Consider the following 16,203-nt stretch of genomic DNA (forward strand, 5'->3'; position numbering starts at 1 on the left):
GCTGGATCCGGTACGCGCCGCTGTCCTTCGTCGCGCCCCTGCTGGGCGGAGCGGCGGCGCGTACCGGATCCAGCGCGGGTCGAGGACGGCCAGCATCCCGTCCGGGTGTGCGGCGGAGGCCGACGACGCGCGGTCCAGCAGTTCCGTACGGAGGCGCTCGCCCTCCGCGCGGGTGACCGGGTCGAGTTTCAGGGTGGACTCGCCGCCGGTGTGCTCACCCGTACCGATCCGGACCTGCACCAGGCCGAGTATCCGCAGCAGAGGATTGGCCGTCAGGTCGACGCTCCTGATCCGCTCGCGGGCCAGTGAGCGGCGTTTGACCACGAGCAGTCCGGTGTGCAGCTCGGCCCGGTCGGGTCCCATGCGGTAGCGGGTCCGGCGCCAGCGGACGTAGTCGCCGCCGGTGCCGCAGCCGATCAGCAGCAGGGCCGCGGGCAGCACCCAGGCGAGCGCGCGGCCCACCCCCATCCCGCCCGACAGAGCGACGGCGGTGGGCACTCCGGCGCCGGTCGCGACGCCGGTCAGGACGGCGGCGGTGACCAGCAGGGTGCGCCTGTCGAGCTTGCGCCACTCCTCCCCGGGCGCGGGGACGGCGGCCGTGCTCATGTGGCGTCCCCGGGGGTCGCCTGGGTGATGTGGGTCAGCCGCTCGGCCAGCTCGGCGGCCAGTTCATGGCCGAGCCCCTCGATCCGTATCGCGCCTTTGGAGGAGGCGGTGGTGACGACGACGGTGGAGAGCTTGAACACCTGTTCCAGCGGCCCCCGTACGGTGTCCACGGTCTGGATCCGGGACATCGGCGCGATCCGCCACTCCTGCCAGAAGTAGCCGGTACGGGTGTAGACCGCCTCGTCCGTCACTTCCCAGCGGTGTATCCGGAACCACACCAGCGGCATGACCACCGCGCAGGCCAGCCCGAGCACCGCCACGGCGGCGGCGGGCACCAGCAGCCACGTACGGGCCGGGGCTATGAGCGCGCCCAGCACGGCGAGGACGGCCACCGGCACGAGGGTGAGCAGCAGCCACTGCGCCCGCCACCAGGTGACCGCCTTCTCGTTCAGCCTGTTGTTGGGCGGCCTGAGCCGCCGCTCCCCCTCCGTCATCGGCTCAACGCCCCCGCAGTGCCCGGTACTTCGCGACGAGTCCGGCCGTCGACGCGTCCAGCGGTTTGTGGTCCGCGCTGTCGCGCCCGCCGTCGATCTGGGTGAGGACCGGCTCGATCTCCTTGGCGAGGACCTTGCCGAGTTCGACGCCCCACTGGTCGAACGAGTCGATGTTCCACACCGCGCCCTGGACGAAGACCTTGTGCTCGTACAGCGCGATGAGCTGGCCGAGGACGGAGGGGGTCAGGGACTCGGCGAGGATCGTGGTGGTCGGGTGGTTGCCCCGGAACGTCTTGTGCGCGACGAGTTCGGCGGGGACGCCTTCGGCGCGGACCTCGTCGGGTGTCTTGCCGAAGGCCAGTGCCTGGGTCTGGGCGAAGAAGTTGGCCATCAGCAGGTCGTGCTGGGCGATGAGCTGGTGCGGCAGGTCGTCCACGGGCTGCGCGAAGCCGATGAAGTCGGCGGGGATGACCTTCGTACCCTGGTGGATCAACTGGTAGTACGCGTGCTGCCCGTTGGTGCCGGGGGTGCCCCAGACGACCGGTCCGGTCTGCCAGTCCACGGGCACGCCGTCGCGGTCCACGGACTTGCCGTTGGACTCCATGTCGAGCTGCTGGAGATACGCGGTGAAGCGGGACAGGTAGTGGCTGTACGGCAGGACGGCGTGCGACTGCGCGTCGAAGAACGCCCCGTACCAGACCCCCAACAGGCCCAGCAGCAAAGGCGCGTTGGACTCGACGGGCGCGGTGCGGAAGTGCACGTCCACGAGGTGGAAGCCGTCGAGCATCTCGCGGAACCGATCGGGACCGATCGCGATCATCAGGGAGAGGCCGATGGCGGAGTCGAACGAGTACCGCCCGCCGACCCAGTCCCAGAACTCGAACATGTTCGTGGTGTCGATGCCGAATTCGGCGACCTTCTCGCTGTTCGTCGACAGCGCCACGAAGTGCTTGGCCACAGCCTCCTGGCCGCTCTGGAGCTCGTTCAGGAGCCAGTTGCGGGCCGAGGTGGCGTTGGTGATGGTCTCGATGGTGGTGAAGGTCTTGGACGCGATGACGAACAGCGTCTCGGCGGCGTCCAGATCACGCACGGCCTCGTGCAGGTCGGCGCCGTCGACGTTCGAGACGAAGCGGACGTCGAGGTCGCGGTGCGTGAAGGACTTCAGTGCCTCGTAGGCCATCGCGGGGCCGAGGTCGGAGCCACCGATACCGATGTTGACGATCGCGCGGATGGGCCGGCCGGTGTGGCCGAGCCATTCGCCCGCCCTGACCTTCTCGGAGAAGGCGGCCATCTTGTCGAGCACGGCGTGCACGCCCGGCACGACGTTCTCCCCGTCGACCTCCACGACCGCGTCGCGCGGGGCGCGCAGCGCGGTGTGCAGCACCGCCCGGTCCTCGGTGGTGTTGATCTTCTCGCCGCGGAACATCGCGTCGCGCAGCTCCTCGACGCCGGTGGCCGCAGCCAGTTCACGCAGCAGCGTGAGCGTCTCGTCCGTCACGAGCTGCTTCGAGTAGTCCAGGTGGAGGTCGCCGACCTGGAGGGTGTAGCCGGTGCCGCGCGCCGGGTCCTCGGCGAACAGCTCCCGCAGAGTGGTCTCCCCCAACTGCTCACGATGCTTGCCCAGCGCGCTCCACTGGGGCATCCGGTTGAGCCTGGCGCGGCCTTCTGCCTTTTTGTCGGACATCTTGCTTCAGCCCACTTCTTCTCGTACGGGAGTGCCTGCGTGAGTGCGGTGCCCAGCTGCCCACCCAACCTAATTGATCAGGGCGCCGAGCGAGGCGACGGCGAGCGTGAACGCACCGGCCGCCAGCAGCGCGGGCGTGTTGAGCCCCCAGGCCCCCGCGACCAGACCGCCGAGCAGCGCGCCGAGAGGTGCCCCGCCGATGGAGAGCGTACGGAAGGCGGAGCTGATCCGGCCCAGCATCCGGGCGGGGCTCCGCTCCTGGACCAGCGTCGCCTGGTTCACGTTCCACACCATGCTCATGACCCCGAACACCGCCATGGCGGCGATGGCCGCCCACAGTTCACGGATCGTGCCCAGCGCGACAAGTGCGCAGGTCTGGACGATCCCGGCGACGAGGATGCTCCGTATCCGCCCGATCCGGACGGCGAGCCGGGGCGCGGCGAGTCCGCCGGCGACCATGGCGACGCTGTACGCGGTGAGGGCCGCCGCGTAGCCGCCGTTGCCCGCGTCGAGCCAGCCGGTGATGTGCAGGACCAGGGTGGCGATCAGGGCGCCCATGCCGATGTTCGTCAGGGCGGTCGCCACGGACAGGCCGCGCAGCGCGCTGTCCTGCCACAGGGCGCGCATTCCTTGCGCCATCTCGGCGCGCAGGGTGCTGCCCGCGGCCTTCGGGGGCTTCGGCGGTGCGTCGGTCCGCAGGGAGGCGATGAGGAGCGCGCCGACGACATAGGTGGCGGCGTTGACGGCGAACGGCGCCGAGGCGCCGAGGATCAGCAGCGCGGGCACCAGCGGCGCGGCCAGGAAGCCGCTCGCGACCTGCTGACCGGTCATGAGGCGGGCGTTGGCGCCGGCGAGCGCGTCACGGGGGACCACGGCGGGCAGCAGGGCCGTGGCGGCGTTGTCGAAGAGCGTCTGGAAGGTGGTCAGCAGGAAGGCGAGCGCGATCAGCAGCGCGATCGTGCCGTGACCGAGGGCGACGGCGAGTGCGAAGCCCGCCATCAGGACGCCGCGCACCAGGTCGACGGCCCACATCGCCCGGCGCTGGTCGACCCGGTCGGCGACGGCGCCGCCGAGGAGTCCGAAGAGCAGCCAGGGCAGATAGCCGCAGGCGGTCACGGACGCGATGAGGAGCGGGTCGTCGGTCAGTGAGGCGGCGAGCAGCGGGAGCGCGGCGCCGCGCAGCGCGTCACCGAACCGGGAGATGACGGCGGCGCCCCAGAGCCGGCCGAATCCCCCGCGCCACGCGGGCGCCGACGGTTTCCGTACGGCCGAATCCGCCACGGACCCGACCGCCGACTCACCGGCCGGCGTCTCCACACTCGCCTCGTCCGTCGTCACAACTCTCCCTTTCGGTCTTCTTGTTCGGACCGTAAGGGGTGCCACTGACAATCGGACGTCCGCGAAAGCGGCTCCGGCCGGACACCTTTGGGTGTCCGGCCGGATCAATGTCTAGATCTCGCCACGCAGTTTGGCGAGGGCCTCGGCGAGAATCGCCTCGCCGTCCGCGTCGCTGCGCCGCTCGCGTACATAGGCGAGGTGGGTCTTGTACGGCTCGGTACGCGGTGGGTCCGGCGGATTGTCCCGGTCCTGACCGGCCGGGAATCCGCAGCGCGGGCAGTCCCACGTGTCCGGAACCTGCGCGTCGCTGGCGAAGCTCGGCACCGTCTCGTGCCCGTTGGAGCACCAGAAGGAGATGCGCAGGCGTGGCGCGGATTCGCCACGCTCGGCCTCACCCATCGGCCCCGCTCCGACCCGGCTTCCCCGGATCGCGTTGCCACTTGCCACGGTCGTAACTCCCTGCGTGAATGGTGCCGCAAGCATCAAGCGTCGAGAGGCAGCTCCGCTGTCGAGCGCCCCAGTCTACGTATGGCCCAACGCGCGTCCAGTGAGTGGAGTTACACCCCCACCGCCGGGACGCAGGGCCTCATGATAGGCCGCGCCCCCGGCGACGTACGTACGACTGGTCAGTTGTCCAGCTTCATCAGCAGACCAAGCACGACAATGCAGGCGAACCATCCCATACCGACCACGATGGTGATGCGGTCGAGGTTGCGCTCGGCGACCGAGGATCCGCCGACGGACGACTGCATGCCGCCACCGAACATGTCGGAGAGGCCGCCGCCCTTCCCCTTGTGCATCAGCACCAGCAGCATCAGCAGCAGGCTGAAGACGATCAGGGCGATCGAGAACCCCATAATCACGGCTGGACCCTACTTTCCGGAATTCTCTCGAATTTAATCGGGATTGAACGGGACTGAACAGGACTGCAATGGACAACGGGGGCCGGCGGCATGTGTGAGATGCCGACTCGGCCCCCGTCAGGGTACGACGGATCCGCGCCCTCGCATACTTACTGGTCGCGGAACCTGACGATCTTGACGAACTCCTCGGCGTCCAGCGCCGCGCCGCCGACAAGGGCGCCGTCCACATCCGGCTGCGCCATGATCGCGGCGACATTCCCGGCCTTCACCGAGCCGCCGTACTGAATACGCACCTGGTCGGCCAGCTCCTGCGAGTACAGCTCCGCGAGCCGGGCGCGGATCGCACCGCACACCTCCTGCGCGTCCTCGGGGGTGGCGACCTCGCCGGTGCCGATGGCCCACACCGGCTCGTACGCGATCACGACGGACTCGGCCTGGTCGGCCGGGATGTCCTTGAGGCCGCCGTCGAGCTGCGCCAGCGTGTACGGGACCTGCTCACCGGCCTTGCGGACGTCCAGGCCCTCGCCGATGCACAGGATCGGGGTCAGCCCGTGCTTGTACGCGGCCCGCACCTTGGCGTTGCAGATCTCGTCGGTCTCCGCGTGGTACTGACGTCGCTCGCTGTGACCGACGGCCACGTACGTGCACTTCAGCTTGGCCAGCATCGGTCCGGAGACCTCGCCGGTGTACGCGCCGGAGTCGTGCGAGGAGATGTCCTGGGCGCCGTACTTGATCTTGAGCTTGTCGCCGTCGACCAGCGTCTGCACGGACCGCAGATCGGTGAACGGCACCAGGACGGCCGTCTCGACCGCGTCGTGGTCCTTCTCGGTCAGTGCGAAGGCGAGCTTCTGGACGTGCGCGATGGCCTCGAGGTGGTTGAGGTTCATCTTCCAGTTGCCCGCCATCAGCGGGGTACGGGCGGTCTTCTCGGTCGGGGTTGCAGCTGCCATCAGTAGGTCAGTCCTCCAGTGCGGCGAGGCCGGGAAGCGTCTTGCCTTCGAGGTATTCGAGGCTCGCGCCGCCACCGGTCGAAATATGGCCGAATGCGTTTTCGTCGAAGCCGAGGATCCGGACGGCGGCGGCGGAGTCGCCACCGCCGACGACCGTGAAGGCGTCGGAGTCGATCAGGGCCTGGGCGACGGCCCGGGTGCCCTCGGCGTAGTCGGGGTGCTCGAAGACACCCATGGGGCCGTTCCAGAAGACGGTCGCCGCGTCGGCGAGCTTCGAGGCGTACAGCTCGTTGGTCCGCGGACCGTTGTCCAGGCCCATCGCGTCGGCCGGGATGGCGTCGACGGCGACGGTCGCCGGGTCGGCCGGTGCCTTCGTCTTCAGGTCCGGGAAGGAGGTCGCGACCAGGACGTCGACGGGCAGGACGAACTCCACGCCCCGCTCGTCGGCGCGCTTCAGATACTCCAGGACGGCCGGGATCTGGTCCTCCTGGAGCAGCGAGGCGCCGACCTCGTGGCCCTGGGCCTTGAGGAAGGTGTACGCCATGCCGCCGCCGATCAGGATGCGGTCGGCCTTCTCCAGGAGGTGGTCGATGACACCGAGCTTGTCGGAGACCTTGGCGCCGCCGAGGACGACCGCGTACGGCCGCGCGACGTCGTCGGTGAGCTTCTTCAGCACGCCGACCTCGGTGGCGATCAGACCGCCCGCCGCGTGCGGCAGCCGGGCCGGCAGGTCGACGACCGAGGCGTGCTTGCGGTGGACGGCACCGAAGCCGTCGCCCACGTAGAGGTCGGCCAGTTCGGCGAGCCGGTCGGCGAAGGCGCCGCGCTCGGCGTCGTCCTTCGACGTCTCACCGGCGTTGAAGCGCAGGTTCTCAATGACGGCGACCTGTCCGTCCCCGAGGGCGGCGACGACGGCCTTCGCCGAGTCGCCGACGGTGTCGGTCGCGAACGCGACGTCGGCGCCGAGGAGTTCACCGAGCCGGGCGGCGGCGGGGGCCAGCGAGAAGGCGGGGTCCGGCGCGCCCTTCGGGCGGCCGAGGTGGGACGCCACGATCACCCGGGCGCCGGCCTCGGCGAGGCGGGCGACGGTCGGCAGTACGGCGCGGATCCGGCCGTCGTCGGTGATGGTGGTGCCGTCGAGCGGCACGTTGAGGTCGGCGCGGACGAAGACGCGCTTGCCCGCGACCCCTTCGTCGAGAAGTTCGTCGATCGTCTTCATGTATCAGTGACTCCTTGAGAGCGGCTCCACGTCCCGCGACGTCCGCGAGCACACAGAAGAGCGAGCACAGACAGCACACGGACGACAGGGCCCGGTCAGCGCCACGTCGCGCCGCACGAGCCCTGTCGTTCACATCGGGAGTTGGCTAGCGGACCGCTGTCAGAGCTGGCCGCCGATGAAGGTGGTCAGGTCGACCAGCCGGTTCGAGTAGCCCCACTCGTTGTCGTACCAGCCGATGACCTTCACGCTCTTGCCCTGGACCATGGTCAGGGAGGAGTCGAAGGTGCAGGACGCCGGCCAGTTCACGATGTCCGAGGAGACGATCGGGTCCTCGGTGTACTCCAGGAGACCCTTGAGCTGACCCTCGGCGGCCTTCTGGAACGCGGCGTTGACCTCGTCCTTGGTCACCTCGCGCTCCAGCTCGACCACCAGGTCGGTGACGGAGCCGGTCGGGACCGGGACGCGCATCGCGATGCCGTCGAGCTTGCCCTCGAGCTCCGGGATCACCAGGGCGGTCGCCTTGGCGGCACCCGTGGTGGTCGGGATGATGTTCTCGGCGGCGGCGCGGGCGCGGCGCAGGTCCTTGTGCGGGAAGTCCAGGATGCGCTGGTCGTTGGTGTACGCGTGGACCGTCGTCATCATGCCCTTGACGATGCCGAAGTTCTCCAGGAGAACCTTGGCCATCGGCGCCACACAGTTGGTGGTGCAGGAGGCGTTGGAGATGACGTGGTGCGTCGCCGGGTCGTACTTGTCCTGGTTGACGCCCATCACGATGGTGATGTCCTCGTCCTTGGCCGGAGCCGAGATGAGGACCTTCTTGGCGCCGCCCGCGATGTGCTTCTCGGCGTCGGCCTTCTTGGTGAAGATGCCGGTCGACTCGATGACGATGTCGACGCCCAGCTCACCCCAGGGGATGTCGGCCGGGTTGCGCTCGGAGAGCACCTTGAACGTCTTGCCGTCGACGGTGATGGTGTCGGCGGTGTGGCTCACCTCTGCCTTGAGGCGACCCATGACGGTGTCGTACTTCAGCAGATGAGCGGTGGTCGCGGTGTCACCCAGGTCGTTGACAGCCACGATCTCGATGTCGGCACCCTGCTCCAGCAGCGCGCGGAAGTAGCTGCGACCGATGCGGCCAAAGCCGTTGATGCCTACGCGGATCGTCACGAACCGATCTCCTCGTTGGTACGCCGGGTTTCGACGCCGGCGAGTGCGTATGGGATGTCCCCGACCTCTTATGACCCTACCTCCCCCCAGGCGCCTCGGTGACATCGAGTGGCCGCGAGACGCGGGCGGCGCCCCGTACCGCCCGGTAGGGGTACGAGGCGCCGCCGCGGGGTTGACGCCGGCGCCCCGGCCGCGGTCGCGGGGGCGCCGGCGCGGTCAGCGCCGCAGGGCCCGCAGCGCCTTGCCGAGCACCGCCGCGCGCCGCTCCGCGTCGGTGATCTGCTCCAGCCCGAAGCCGAGCAGGACGGTGTCCTTCGTGGTGACCGCCGCCGCGCCGGTGCCCACGTCGTACGTTCCGGCCGCCGCGCTGGTGAACCGCGGGAACAGGTCAGGGGCCAGGACGGAGGAGGTGACGGTGTACGTGCCCGCCTGGTCCAGCGGGTTGCCCGGCGCCGCGCCGAGCGGCCCCGCCGTCCCGAGGAGCGCGCCGGCCCCGGTGAAGGCGGTGACGCCCGCCGTGGAGGTCCGCCCGTAGGCGCCGAGGTAGTACTGGCTGAAGTCGTTCGTACGGGTCCGGCCGACCTGCGCGTTCCCGCCGGCCTGCTCGCCCGCCTCGATCAGCTTGCCGCCCTCGTTGAGGAAGTCGCGCACCGCGATCTGTGTATCGCCGTCCGAGGTTCCGGCGCCCGTGTGGTGGACGACGGTGGAGAAGTGGCTCAGGACGCCCAGGGGGTGCGGTGCGCCCTGGGTGGCGACGTCCCACACGACGGCGGTACGGCCGTTGGCCCGCAGCGCGTCGACGTAACTGCCCGCGTACTGGGCGGGCGCGCCCTCGTCGGCGATCACCAGGGTGTCGGCCCGGGGGCGCTCGGCGACGGTATAGGTGAAGCGGTCGCTGGTGGTGGGCCTGCCGCTCTTCGTACGGCCGGTGAACCAGACCTCGACGCGGTCGCCCGGGTCGGCGTCCTCGATCTCGGCGCGGTACTCGTCGAAGTGGAGGTTGTCCTCGCCGCCGTAGGTCTCGCCGCCCTTCCAGGCGCGCAGGTCCTCGTCGTGCGTACGGCCGCCGTTGATCCGGTAGTTGAGCTCCTTGTGCCGTACCGACTTGCGGGCGGTGACGGCGACCTCCTGGTCGGCGCCGCGTCCGTAGGAGGTGGTGAAGGTGTCGGGGGTGAAGTCGGGGGCGGCCAGGCCGACCGAGGACGACGGCTGGTCGGGGTGGGCGGCGGTCTCGGCGACGGAGAGCGCGAAGGGAATGTTCTTGGCGAACTCCGCCTGGATCAGCTTCTCGTCGTCGGGGAAGTTGAAGCCGGAGCGGCAGTCGTCCGCCTCCCAGGCGTCGTCGGGGACGCTGTCGGAGACCGTCTCGCAGGTGGTCATCTCCGGGGTGAACATCATGATCCCGTTGACGTTCGCGCCGTGCCCGTCGGCCTCGCCGTTGGTGGTGTACAGCTCGGAGGAGACCTGCGGGTAGTAGCCAGGGACGGCGGAGTTCTCGGGGGTGCCGGCGAGCGACCGGTAGAGGACGTCGTCGGGGGTCGGGGTGGCGACCTGCCAGCCCACGCCGTAGAGGAGCAGCTCGGCGGCGGAGTGGTAGTTGATGGCGTAGTCGAACCCGATGCGCTTCTGGAGGCGGTCGATCGCCTGGGTCTCGGGTTCGGAGCCGGGCGCGGCGCCCCGGTAGGTCTCGCTGGTGGAGTTGGGGGACGAACCCTCGTTGTCGTAGCCCCACTTGTAGCTGAAGTTACGGTTCAGGTCGATGCCGTCGCCGCGGCTGATGACGCCGTCGCCGTTGACGTCGCGGAGGTTTTTGCGCCAGAGGCGGTTGGCGTCGGCGGCGTGGGTGAAGTCGTATCCGTCGGGGTTGGCGGACAGGACGAACCACAGCTCGGTGGAGTCGACGATCTTCGTGATCCTCGGGTCCTTGCCGTAGTTGTCCAGATAGTGGTGCAGCAGCCGCCGGGTCATCTCGGGAGTGATCCACTCCCGGGCGTGCTGGTTGGACATGTAGAGCACGGAGGGCTTGGCACCGTCCTTGGCCTTGGCCGCCCCCTTGGTGAGCTTGAGGGCGAGGATGTCCTTGCCCTGGACGGTCTTGCCGATGGAGACGACCTTGGTGAGTCCGGGGTGGGCCTTGCCGGCCTCGGTTATCTCCTCCTGGAGACCGCCCGGTCCGCTGTACGGGCGGTAGACGCCGTCCCCGGCGGCCTTCAGCCGGGATTCCGCTTGCGCGGAGATCGTGCGCTCGGTGACGTCGACGCCCTGGGTGCGCAGGTCGCGCGCCTGGTCGTCGGTGAGGAACAGCTGGACCTTCGCCGCGCCGCCCTTGGGCACCGATTCGCCCAGTTCGTGGGCGTCCTGACCGGCCGCCAGGAGCAGTGGCACCTGCTCGGCCGTGACGTCGGCGTCGAAGACCTTCAGGGTGTCCCCGGCCGTGGCCGGGGACGTGTCGGTGGCCGGCTCGGCCTGGGCGCCGGGTGCTGCCGTGATTCCGCTCAGCAACAGTGCGCCCGCCGCGAGGATCGCTCTCGCTCCGCGTCTCATGTGCCCCCCTTGCTGTGGTCCGCCACAGGCGTGACGGGACGCCGACAGATTCACCAACCCACATGGCCATGTCAAGGGCGCCTCAAGGTCACGCAAAAAATGCCGCTGCCGGTCCCCAACGGGGTACCGGCAGCGGCATGTTGACGTCCGCGGGACGGGCGATCCGCCCGCCGCGCCACGTGCTGTCCTCGTCAGGAGGCGCGTCAGCCGACGAGGCCGTCCGCCATCTCCTCCGACAGCGTCGACTCGGTCCCGGGAATGCCCAGGTCCTGCGCCTTCTTGTCCGCCATCGCCAGCAGCCTGCGGATCCGGCCCGCGACCGCGTCCTTGGTGAGCGCCGGATCGGCGAGCGCGCCCAGTTCCTCCAGCGACGCCTGCTTGTGCTCCATGCGCAGCCGCCCGGCGGCGGCGAGGTGCTCGGGCACTTCCTCGCCCAGGATCTCCAGCGCCCGCTGCACGCGGGCCCCGGCCGCCACGGCCGCGCGGGCCGAGCGGCGCAGATTCGCGTCGTCGAAGTTGGCGAGGCGGTTGGCCGTCGCGCGGACCTCGCGGCGCATCCGCCGCTCCTCCCACGCCAGCACCGACTCGTGCGCCCCGAGCCGCGTCAGCAGCGCCCCGATCGCGTCCCCGTCCCGTACGACGACGCGGTCCACACCGCGTACCTCGCGCGCCTTGGACGGGATCTGGAGCCTGCGGGCCGCGCCGACGAGCGCCAGGGCCGCCTCGGGTCCCGGGCAGGTCACCTCCAGCGAGGAGGAGCGGCCCGGCTCGGTGAGCGAGCCGTGCGCGAGGAACGCGCCCCGCCAGGCCGCCTCGGCGTCGCAGGTCGCACCGGAGACCACCTGGGGAGGCAGACCGCGGATCGGCCGGCCACGGCCGTCGACCAGACCCGTCTGACGGGCCAGCTGGTCACCGCCGGTGATCACCCGTACGACGTAGCGGCTGCCTCGTCGGAGTCCGCCGGGAGCCATCACCACCAGTTCGGAGTTGTGCCCGAAGATCTCCAGGATGTCCTTGCGGAGCCGGCGCGCGGCGATGCTGGTGTCCAGCTCCGCCTCGATCACAATGCGACCGCTCACGAGGTGGAGACCACCCGCGAACCGCAGAATCGCCGAGACTTCGGCCTTCCTGCAGCACGTACGGGTGACGGGGAGCCGGGCGATCTCGTCCTTAACCGCTGCCGTCATCGCCATGGGCCGATCCTTCCATGCATCCGAAAAATACGGTCGTACGCGGCGGCCAACAGCTCCGGGTCGTGCTTCGGAAGTCCGTCGGGTCGGGCCACGGGAGCCAGCTCGACCGCGGCACCGAGCCGTTTCGCGGCATCGGAGAGTGACTCGCTGTCGGGCACGGCGGCCTCGTCGGCCAGCACCACGTCCAGGGCGAGTTTAGGGGCGTGTCGTCCCAAAACCTCCAAATGACGCTGCGGTGAGAAGCCATCGGTTTCACCGGGTTGTGGTGCGAGGTTCAGTGAGAGGACGCGCCGGGCCTTCGTCTCGACCAGCGCGTCGAGCAGCTCCGGCACGAGCAGATGGGGGATCACGGAGGAGAACCAGGAGCCGGGGCCGAGCACCACCCAGTCGGCGTCGAGGACCGCGGCGACGGCTTCGGGGACCGCCGGCGGGTCGTTCGGCACGAGGTGCACGGACTGCACCTCGCCCCGGGTCAGGGCGACCGTGGCCTGGCCCCGTACGGTCTCGATCTCGTCCGGACGGTCCGGGTCGTGGCCCCGTACGAGCGCCTGGAGCTCCAGCGGCACCGCGGACATGGGCAGCACCCTGCCGTGGGCGCCGAGGAGCTTGCCGACCAGGTCCAGGGCCAGGACATGGTCACCGAGCTGTTCCCACAGGGCGACGATCAGCACATTGCCGACCGCGTGCTCGTGCAGGTCGCCCTTGGACTGGAAGCGGTGCTGGATGACGCGGGCCCAGGTCTGGCCCCAGTCGTCGTCGCCGCACAGCGCGGCCAGCGCCTTGCGCAGATCGCCGGGCGGCAGCACGCCCAGCTCCTCGCGGAGCCGGCCGCTGGAGCCGCCGTCGTCGGCGACCGTGACGACGGCCGTGAGATCGCCGGTGATCCGGCGCAGCGCCGTCAGGGAGGCGGACAGCCCCATGCCGCCGCCGAGCGCGACGACCTTGGGCTGCGCGCCACGGCCGCGGCCGGCCAGCGCGGGAGTGGCCCTGCGCAACCGCCGCAGCCGGAAGTTGCGTCCGGTCACTCGCGCCCCAGGTCCCGGTGGACGACCACGGTCTCGATCCCCTCGGCGGCGAGCCGGGCGCCCAGCTTCTCCGACATGGCGACGGAGCGGTGCTTGCCGCCGGTGCAGCCGACGGCGACGGTCACATAGCGCTTGCCCTCGCGGCGGTAGCCGCCGGCGATCAGCTCCAGCAGCTCCGTGTAGCGGTCCAGGAACTCCTTGGCGCCCGGCTGGTTGAAGACGTAGCCGGACACCTCCTCGTTGAGGCCGGTGAAGGGGCGCAGCTCGGGGACCCAGTGCGGGTTCGGCAGGAAGCGGCAGTCGACCACGAGGTCGGCGTCGACCGGCAGGCCGTACTTGTAGCCGAACGACATGACGGTGGCCCGCAGCTCAGGCTCCTCGTCGCCGGCGAACTGGGCGTCCATCTTGGCGCGCAGCTCGTGGACGTTGAGGCTGGAGGTGTCGATCACCAGGTCGGCGTCGCCGCGCAGCTCACGCAGCAGGTCGCGCTCGGCCTCGATGCCGTCGACGATCCGGCCGTCGCCCTGGAGGGGGTGCGGGCGGCGTACGGACTCGAAGCGGCGGACCAGGGCCTCGTCGGAGGACTCCAGGAACACGATCCGCCGGGTGACCTGCTTGGCGTCGAGGTCGGCCAGCGACTCGCGGAGGTTGTCGAAGAAGCGGCGGCCACGGACGTCGACGACGACGGCGATCCGGGCCACGTTGCCCTGCGAGCGGGCGCCGAGCTCCACCATCGTGGGGATCAGCGCGGGCGGCAGGTTGTCCACGACGAACCAGCCCAGGTCCTCCAGGCACTTCGCGGCCGTGCTGCGGCCCGCGCCCGACATGCCGGAGATGATCACCAGCTCGGGGATGGCGGGCTCGGGGACCGTCTCCTCGACGGGCTCCCCGCCGGTCCTCTCCGTGGACTTTCCGTCCGCTGCCGCCGCTGCCCCCTCGACGGTCTCCTTGGACTCACCCGTACTCACGTCTGCCACTCCGTCCCGGTCTTGCTCAGTCATGCGTGCTGCCCCCGTCGTCTTCCATGATCTCTCCTGTCGCCGTGTTCACAGCGGGCGCGGCGGGTGCCGTGCCGGCGAGGGCCACGGCCACGGACTCGGCCGTCTTGCGGCCGAGACCGGGCACCTCACAGATCTGCTCGATTGTGGCCTGCCGGAGCTTCTTCACCGAGCCGAAATGCTTGATGAGTGCCTGCTTCCGGGTCTCGCCGAGGCCGGGGACGTCGTCCAGGGGGCTGGTGCGGATGCGTTTCGCCCGTTTGGCCCGCTGGTAGGTGATGGCGAAGCGGTGGGCCTCGTCACGTACGCGCTGGAGAAGGTACAGGCCTTCGCTGGAGCGGGGGAGCACCACGGGGTCGTCGTCGTCGGGCAGCCAGACCTCTTCGAGACGCTTGGCCAGACCGCAGACGGCGACGTCGTCGATGCCCAGCTCGTCCATGGCCCGCTTGGCCGCGGCCACCTGGGGCCGGCCGCCGTCGACCACGACCAGTTGCGGGGGGTACGCGAAGCGCTTGGGCCGGCCGTCGTCCTCCTTGAGAGACGACGGACCGAAGGGGCCGGCGGGCCCGTTCTCACCGGGGGCGGCCGGGATCTGGCCGGTCGTGTCGTCGGCCGCGTCGTCGGCGTTCTGCCCGTTCTCGCCGTTCTCGCCGTTCTCGCCGGGCGTGGCGGAGCCCTCGTTCTCCTCCGTCCACTCCCCCGTGCGCTCCTTCTCGGCCAGGTAGCGCTTGAAGCGCCGGCCGATCACCTCGTGCATGGAGCGGACGTCGTCCTGGCCCTCGAAGCCCTTGATCTGGAAGCGGCGGTACTCGCTCTTGCGGGCCAGGCCGTCCTCGAAGACGACCATCGATGCGACGACGTCGTCACCCTGGAGGTGCGAGATGTCGAAGCACTCGATGCGCAGCGGCACACTGTCCAGGCCGAGCGCCTGCGCGATCTCCTCCAGGGCGCGCGAGCGTGTCGTCAGGTCGCTGGCGCGCTTCGTCTTGTGCAGGACCAGGGACTGCTGGGCGTTGCGGCCCACCGTCGCCATCAGGTCCTTCTTGTCGCCGCGCTGCGGGACGCGCAGCGAGACCTGCGAGCCCCGGCGCTCGCTCAGCCACTGGGCGAGCGCGTCGGTCGCCACCTGGTCCTCCGGCAGGGCGGGGACGAGCACCTCCTTGGGAACCGAGTCGCCGCTCTCCTCCCCGTACAACTGCTGGAGCGCGTCCTCGACCAGGCCCGCCGTGTCGACCTCCTCGACCTTGTCCGTGACCCAGCCGCGCTGGCCGCGGACCCGTCCGCCCCGGACGTGGAAGATCTGGACGGCCGCCTCCAGCTCGTCCTCGGCGACGGCGATCAGGTCGGCGTCGGTGGCGTCGGCGAGGACGACGGCGCTCTTCTCCATCGCCCGGCGCAGCGCCCCTATGTCGTCGCGCAGCCGGCCCGCCCTCTCGTACTCCATCTCCTCGGCGGCGTCCGTCATCCGCCGCTCCAGCCGGCGGATGTACGCGCCGGTGCGGCCGGCCATGAAGTCGCAGAACTCCTCGGCCAGTTCGCGGTGCTCGTCGGGTGTGACGCGGCCGACGCAGGGCGCCGAGCACTTGCCGATGTAGCCGAGGAGGCAGGGGCGGCCGGTGCGCTCCGCGTTCTTGAACACCCCGGCGGAGCAGGTGCGTACGGGAAACACACGGAGCATCAGGTCGACGGTCTCGCGGATGGCCCACGCGTGGCCGTACGGACCGAAGTAGCGCACGCCCTTCTTCTTGGCGCCGCGCATGACCTGCACACGGGGGAATTCCTCGTTCAGCGTGACCGCGAGATACGGATAGCTCTTGTCGTCGCGGTACTTGACGTTGAAACGGGGGTCGTACTCCTTGATCCAGGAGTACTCCAGCTGGAGCGCCTCGACCTCGGTGGAGACGACGGTCCACTCGACGGAGGCCGCGGTGGTGACCATCGTGCGGGTGCGCGGGTGGAGATTCGCGAGGTCCTGGAAGTAGCTGGAGAGCCGGGGGCGCAGGCTTTTGGCCTTCCCGACGTAGATCACCCGGCGGTGATCGTCGCGGAATTTGTAGACCCCCGGGGAGTCGGGGATCTGTCCCGGCTTGGGGCGGTAGCTGGAGGGGTCGGCCATGTCTCCACC

The 16,203-nt window shown here is 70.1% G+C and carries 13 protein-coding genes and 1 pseudogene; all 14 read right to left on the reverse strand.

Translation table 11 applies throughout. The features are described from left to right. Window positions 1-606, reverse strand: a 606-nt coding sequence (locus tag BHU15_RS09735) for a PH domain-containing protein (protein ID WP_171908343.1), incomplete at its 3' end; no start/stop codon positions are given. Beyond that, entirely contained in the window at window positions 603-1,100 is a 498-nt protein-coding gene (locus BHU15_RS09740) for a PH domain-containing protein (RefSeq protein WP_069626822.1), read from the reverse strand. The genes BHU15_RS09735 and BHU15_RS09740, both read right to left, overlap by 4 nt. A 4-nt stretch (window positions 1,101-1,104) precedes the next feature. Then, window positions 1,105-2,784: a glucose-6-phosphate isomerase gene (pgi, locus tag BHU15_RS09745; protein ID WP_069626823.1), complete on the reverse strand. Its 1,680-nt coding sequence runs from the start codon at window positions 2,782-2,784 to the stop codon at window positions 1,105-1,107. Between the two features lie 69 nt (window positions 2,785-2,853). Further along, window positions 2,854-4,065, reverse strand: a complete 1,212-nt coding sequence (locus BHU15_RS09750) for an MFS transporter (RefSeq protein ID WP_069626834.1) — start codon at window positions 4,063-4,065, stop codon at window positions 2,854-2,856. Window positions 4,066-4,233: 168 nt separating this feature from the next. Further along, complete coding sequence (locus tag BHU15_RS09755; RefSeq protein WP_078077905.1) at window positions 4,234-4,569, reverse strand: RNA polymerase-binding protein RbpA; 336 nt, start codon at window positions 4,567-4,569, stop codon at window positions 4,234-4,236. A 179-nt stretch (window positions 4,570-4,748) separates the two neighbouring features. Then, a complete protein-coding gene (secG, locus tag BHU15_RS09760; RefSeq protein WP_063889525.1) occupies window positions 4,749-4,985 on the reverse strand; it encodes a preprotein translocase subunit SecG in 237 nt (78 codons plus the stop codon). A gap of 149 nt (window positions 4,986-5,134) precedes the next feature. Then, on the reverse strand, window positions 5,135-5,935 hold the full coding sequence (gene tpiA, locus BHU15_RS09765) for a triose-phosphate isomerase (protein ID WP_069626824.1): 801 nt from the start codon (window positions 5,933-5,935) through the stop codon (window positions 5,135-5,137). A gap of 7 nt (window positions 5,936-5,942) precedes the next feature. Then, window positions 5,943-7,154: a phosphoglycerate kinase gene (locus BHU15_RS09770; protein WP_023542510.1), complete on the reverse strand. Its 1,212-nt coding sequence runs from the start codon at window positions 7,152-7,154 to the stop codon at window positions 5,943-5,945. Between the two features lie 159 nt (window positions 7,155-7,313). Continuing rightward, a complete protein-coding gene (gene gap / locus BHU15_RS09775; RefSeq protein WP_023542509.1) occupies window positions 7,314-8,318 on the reverse strand; it encodes a type I glyceraldehyde-3-phosphate dehydrogenase in 1,005 nt (334 codons plus the stop codon). A gap of 348 nt (window positions 8,319-8,666) precedes the next feature. Next, a pseudogene (locus tag BHU15_RS09780) lies at window positions 8,667-10,862 on the reverse strand (M14 family metallopeptidase); the annotation flags it as partial. Between the two features lie 203 nt (window positions 10,863-11,065). Further along, on the reverse strand, window positions 11,066-12,055 hold the full coding sequence (gene whiA / locus BHU15_RS09785; RefSeq protein ID WP_023542507.1) for a DNA-binding protein WhiA: 990 nt from the start codon (window positions 12,053-12,055) through the stop codon (window positions 11,066-11,068). Further along, window positions 12,046-13,080, reverse strand: a complete 1,035-nt coding sequence (locus tag BHU15_RS09790; protein ID WP_023542506.1) for a gluconeogenesis factor YvcK family protein — start codon at window positions 13,078-13,080, stop codon at window positions 12,046-12,048. Before BHU15_RS09790 ends, whiA begins: the two co-directional genes overlap by 10 nt. Continuing rightward, window positions 13,077-14,081, reverse strand: a complete 1,005-nt coding sequence (gene rapZ, locus BHU15_RS09795) for an RNase adapter RapZ (RefSeq protein WP_069626825.1) — start codon at window positions 14,079-14,081, stop codon at window positions 13,077-13,079. Before rapZ ends, BHU15_RS09790 begins: the two co-directional genes overlap by 4 nt. After that, on the reverse strand, window positions 14,074-16,194 hold the full coding sequence (uvrC, locus tag BHU15_RS09800; RefSeq protein WP_069626826.1) for an excinuclease ABC subunit UvrC: 2,121 nt from the start codon (window positions 16,192-16,194) through the stop codon (window positions 14,074-14,076). Before uvrC ends, rapZ begins: the two co-directional genes overlap by 8 nt. Window positions 16,195-16,203: the final 9 nt, after the last annotated feature.

The sequence above is a fragment of the Streptomyces niveus genome (genome assembly GCF_001723055.1).
Lineage (GTDB): Bacteria > Actinomycetota > Actinomycetes > Streptomycetales > Streptomycetaceae > Streptomyces > Streptomyces niveus.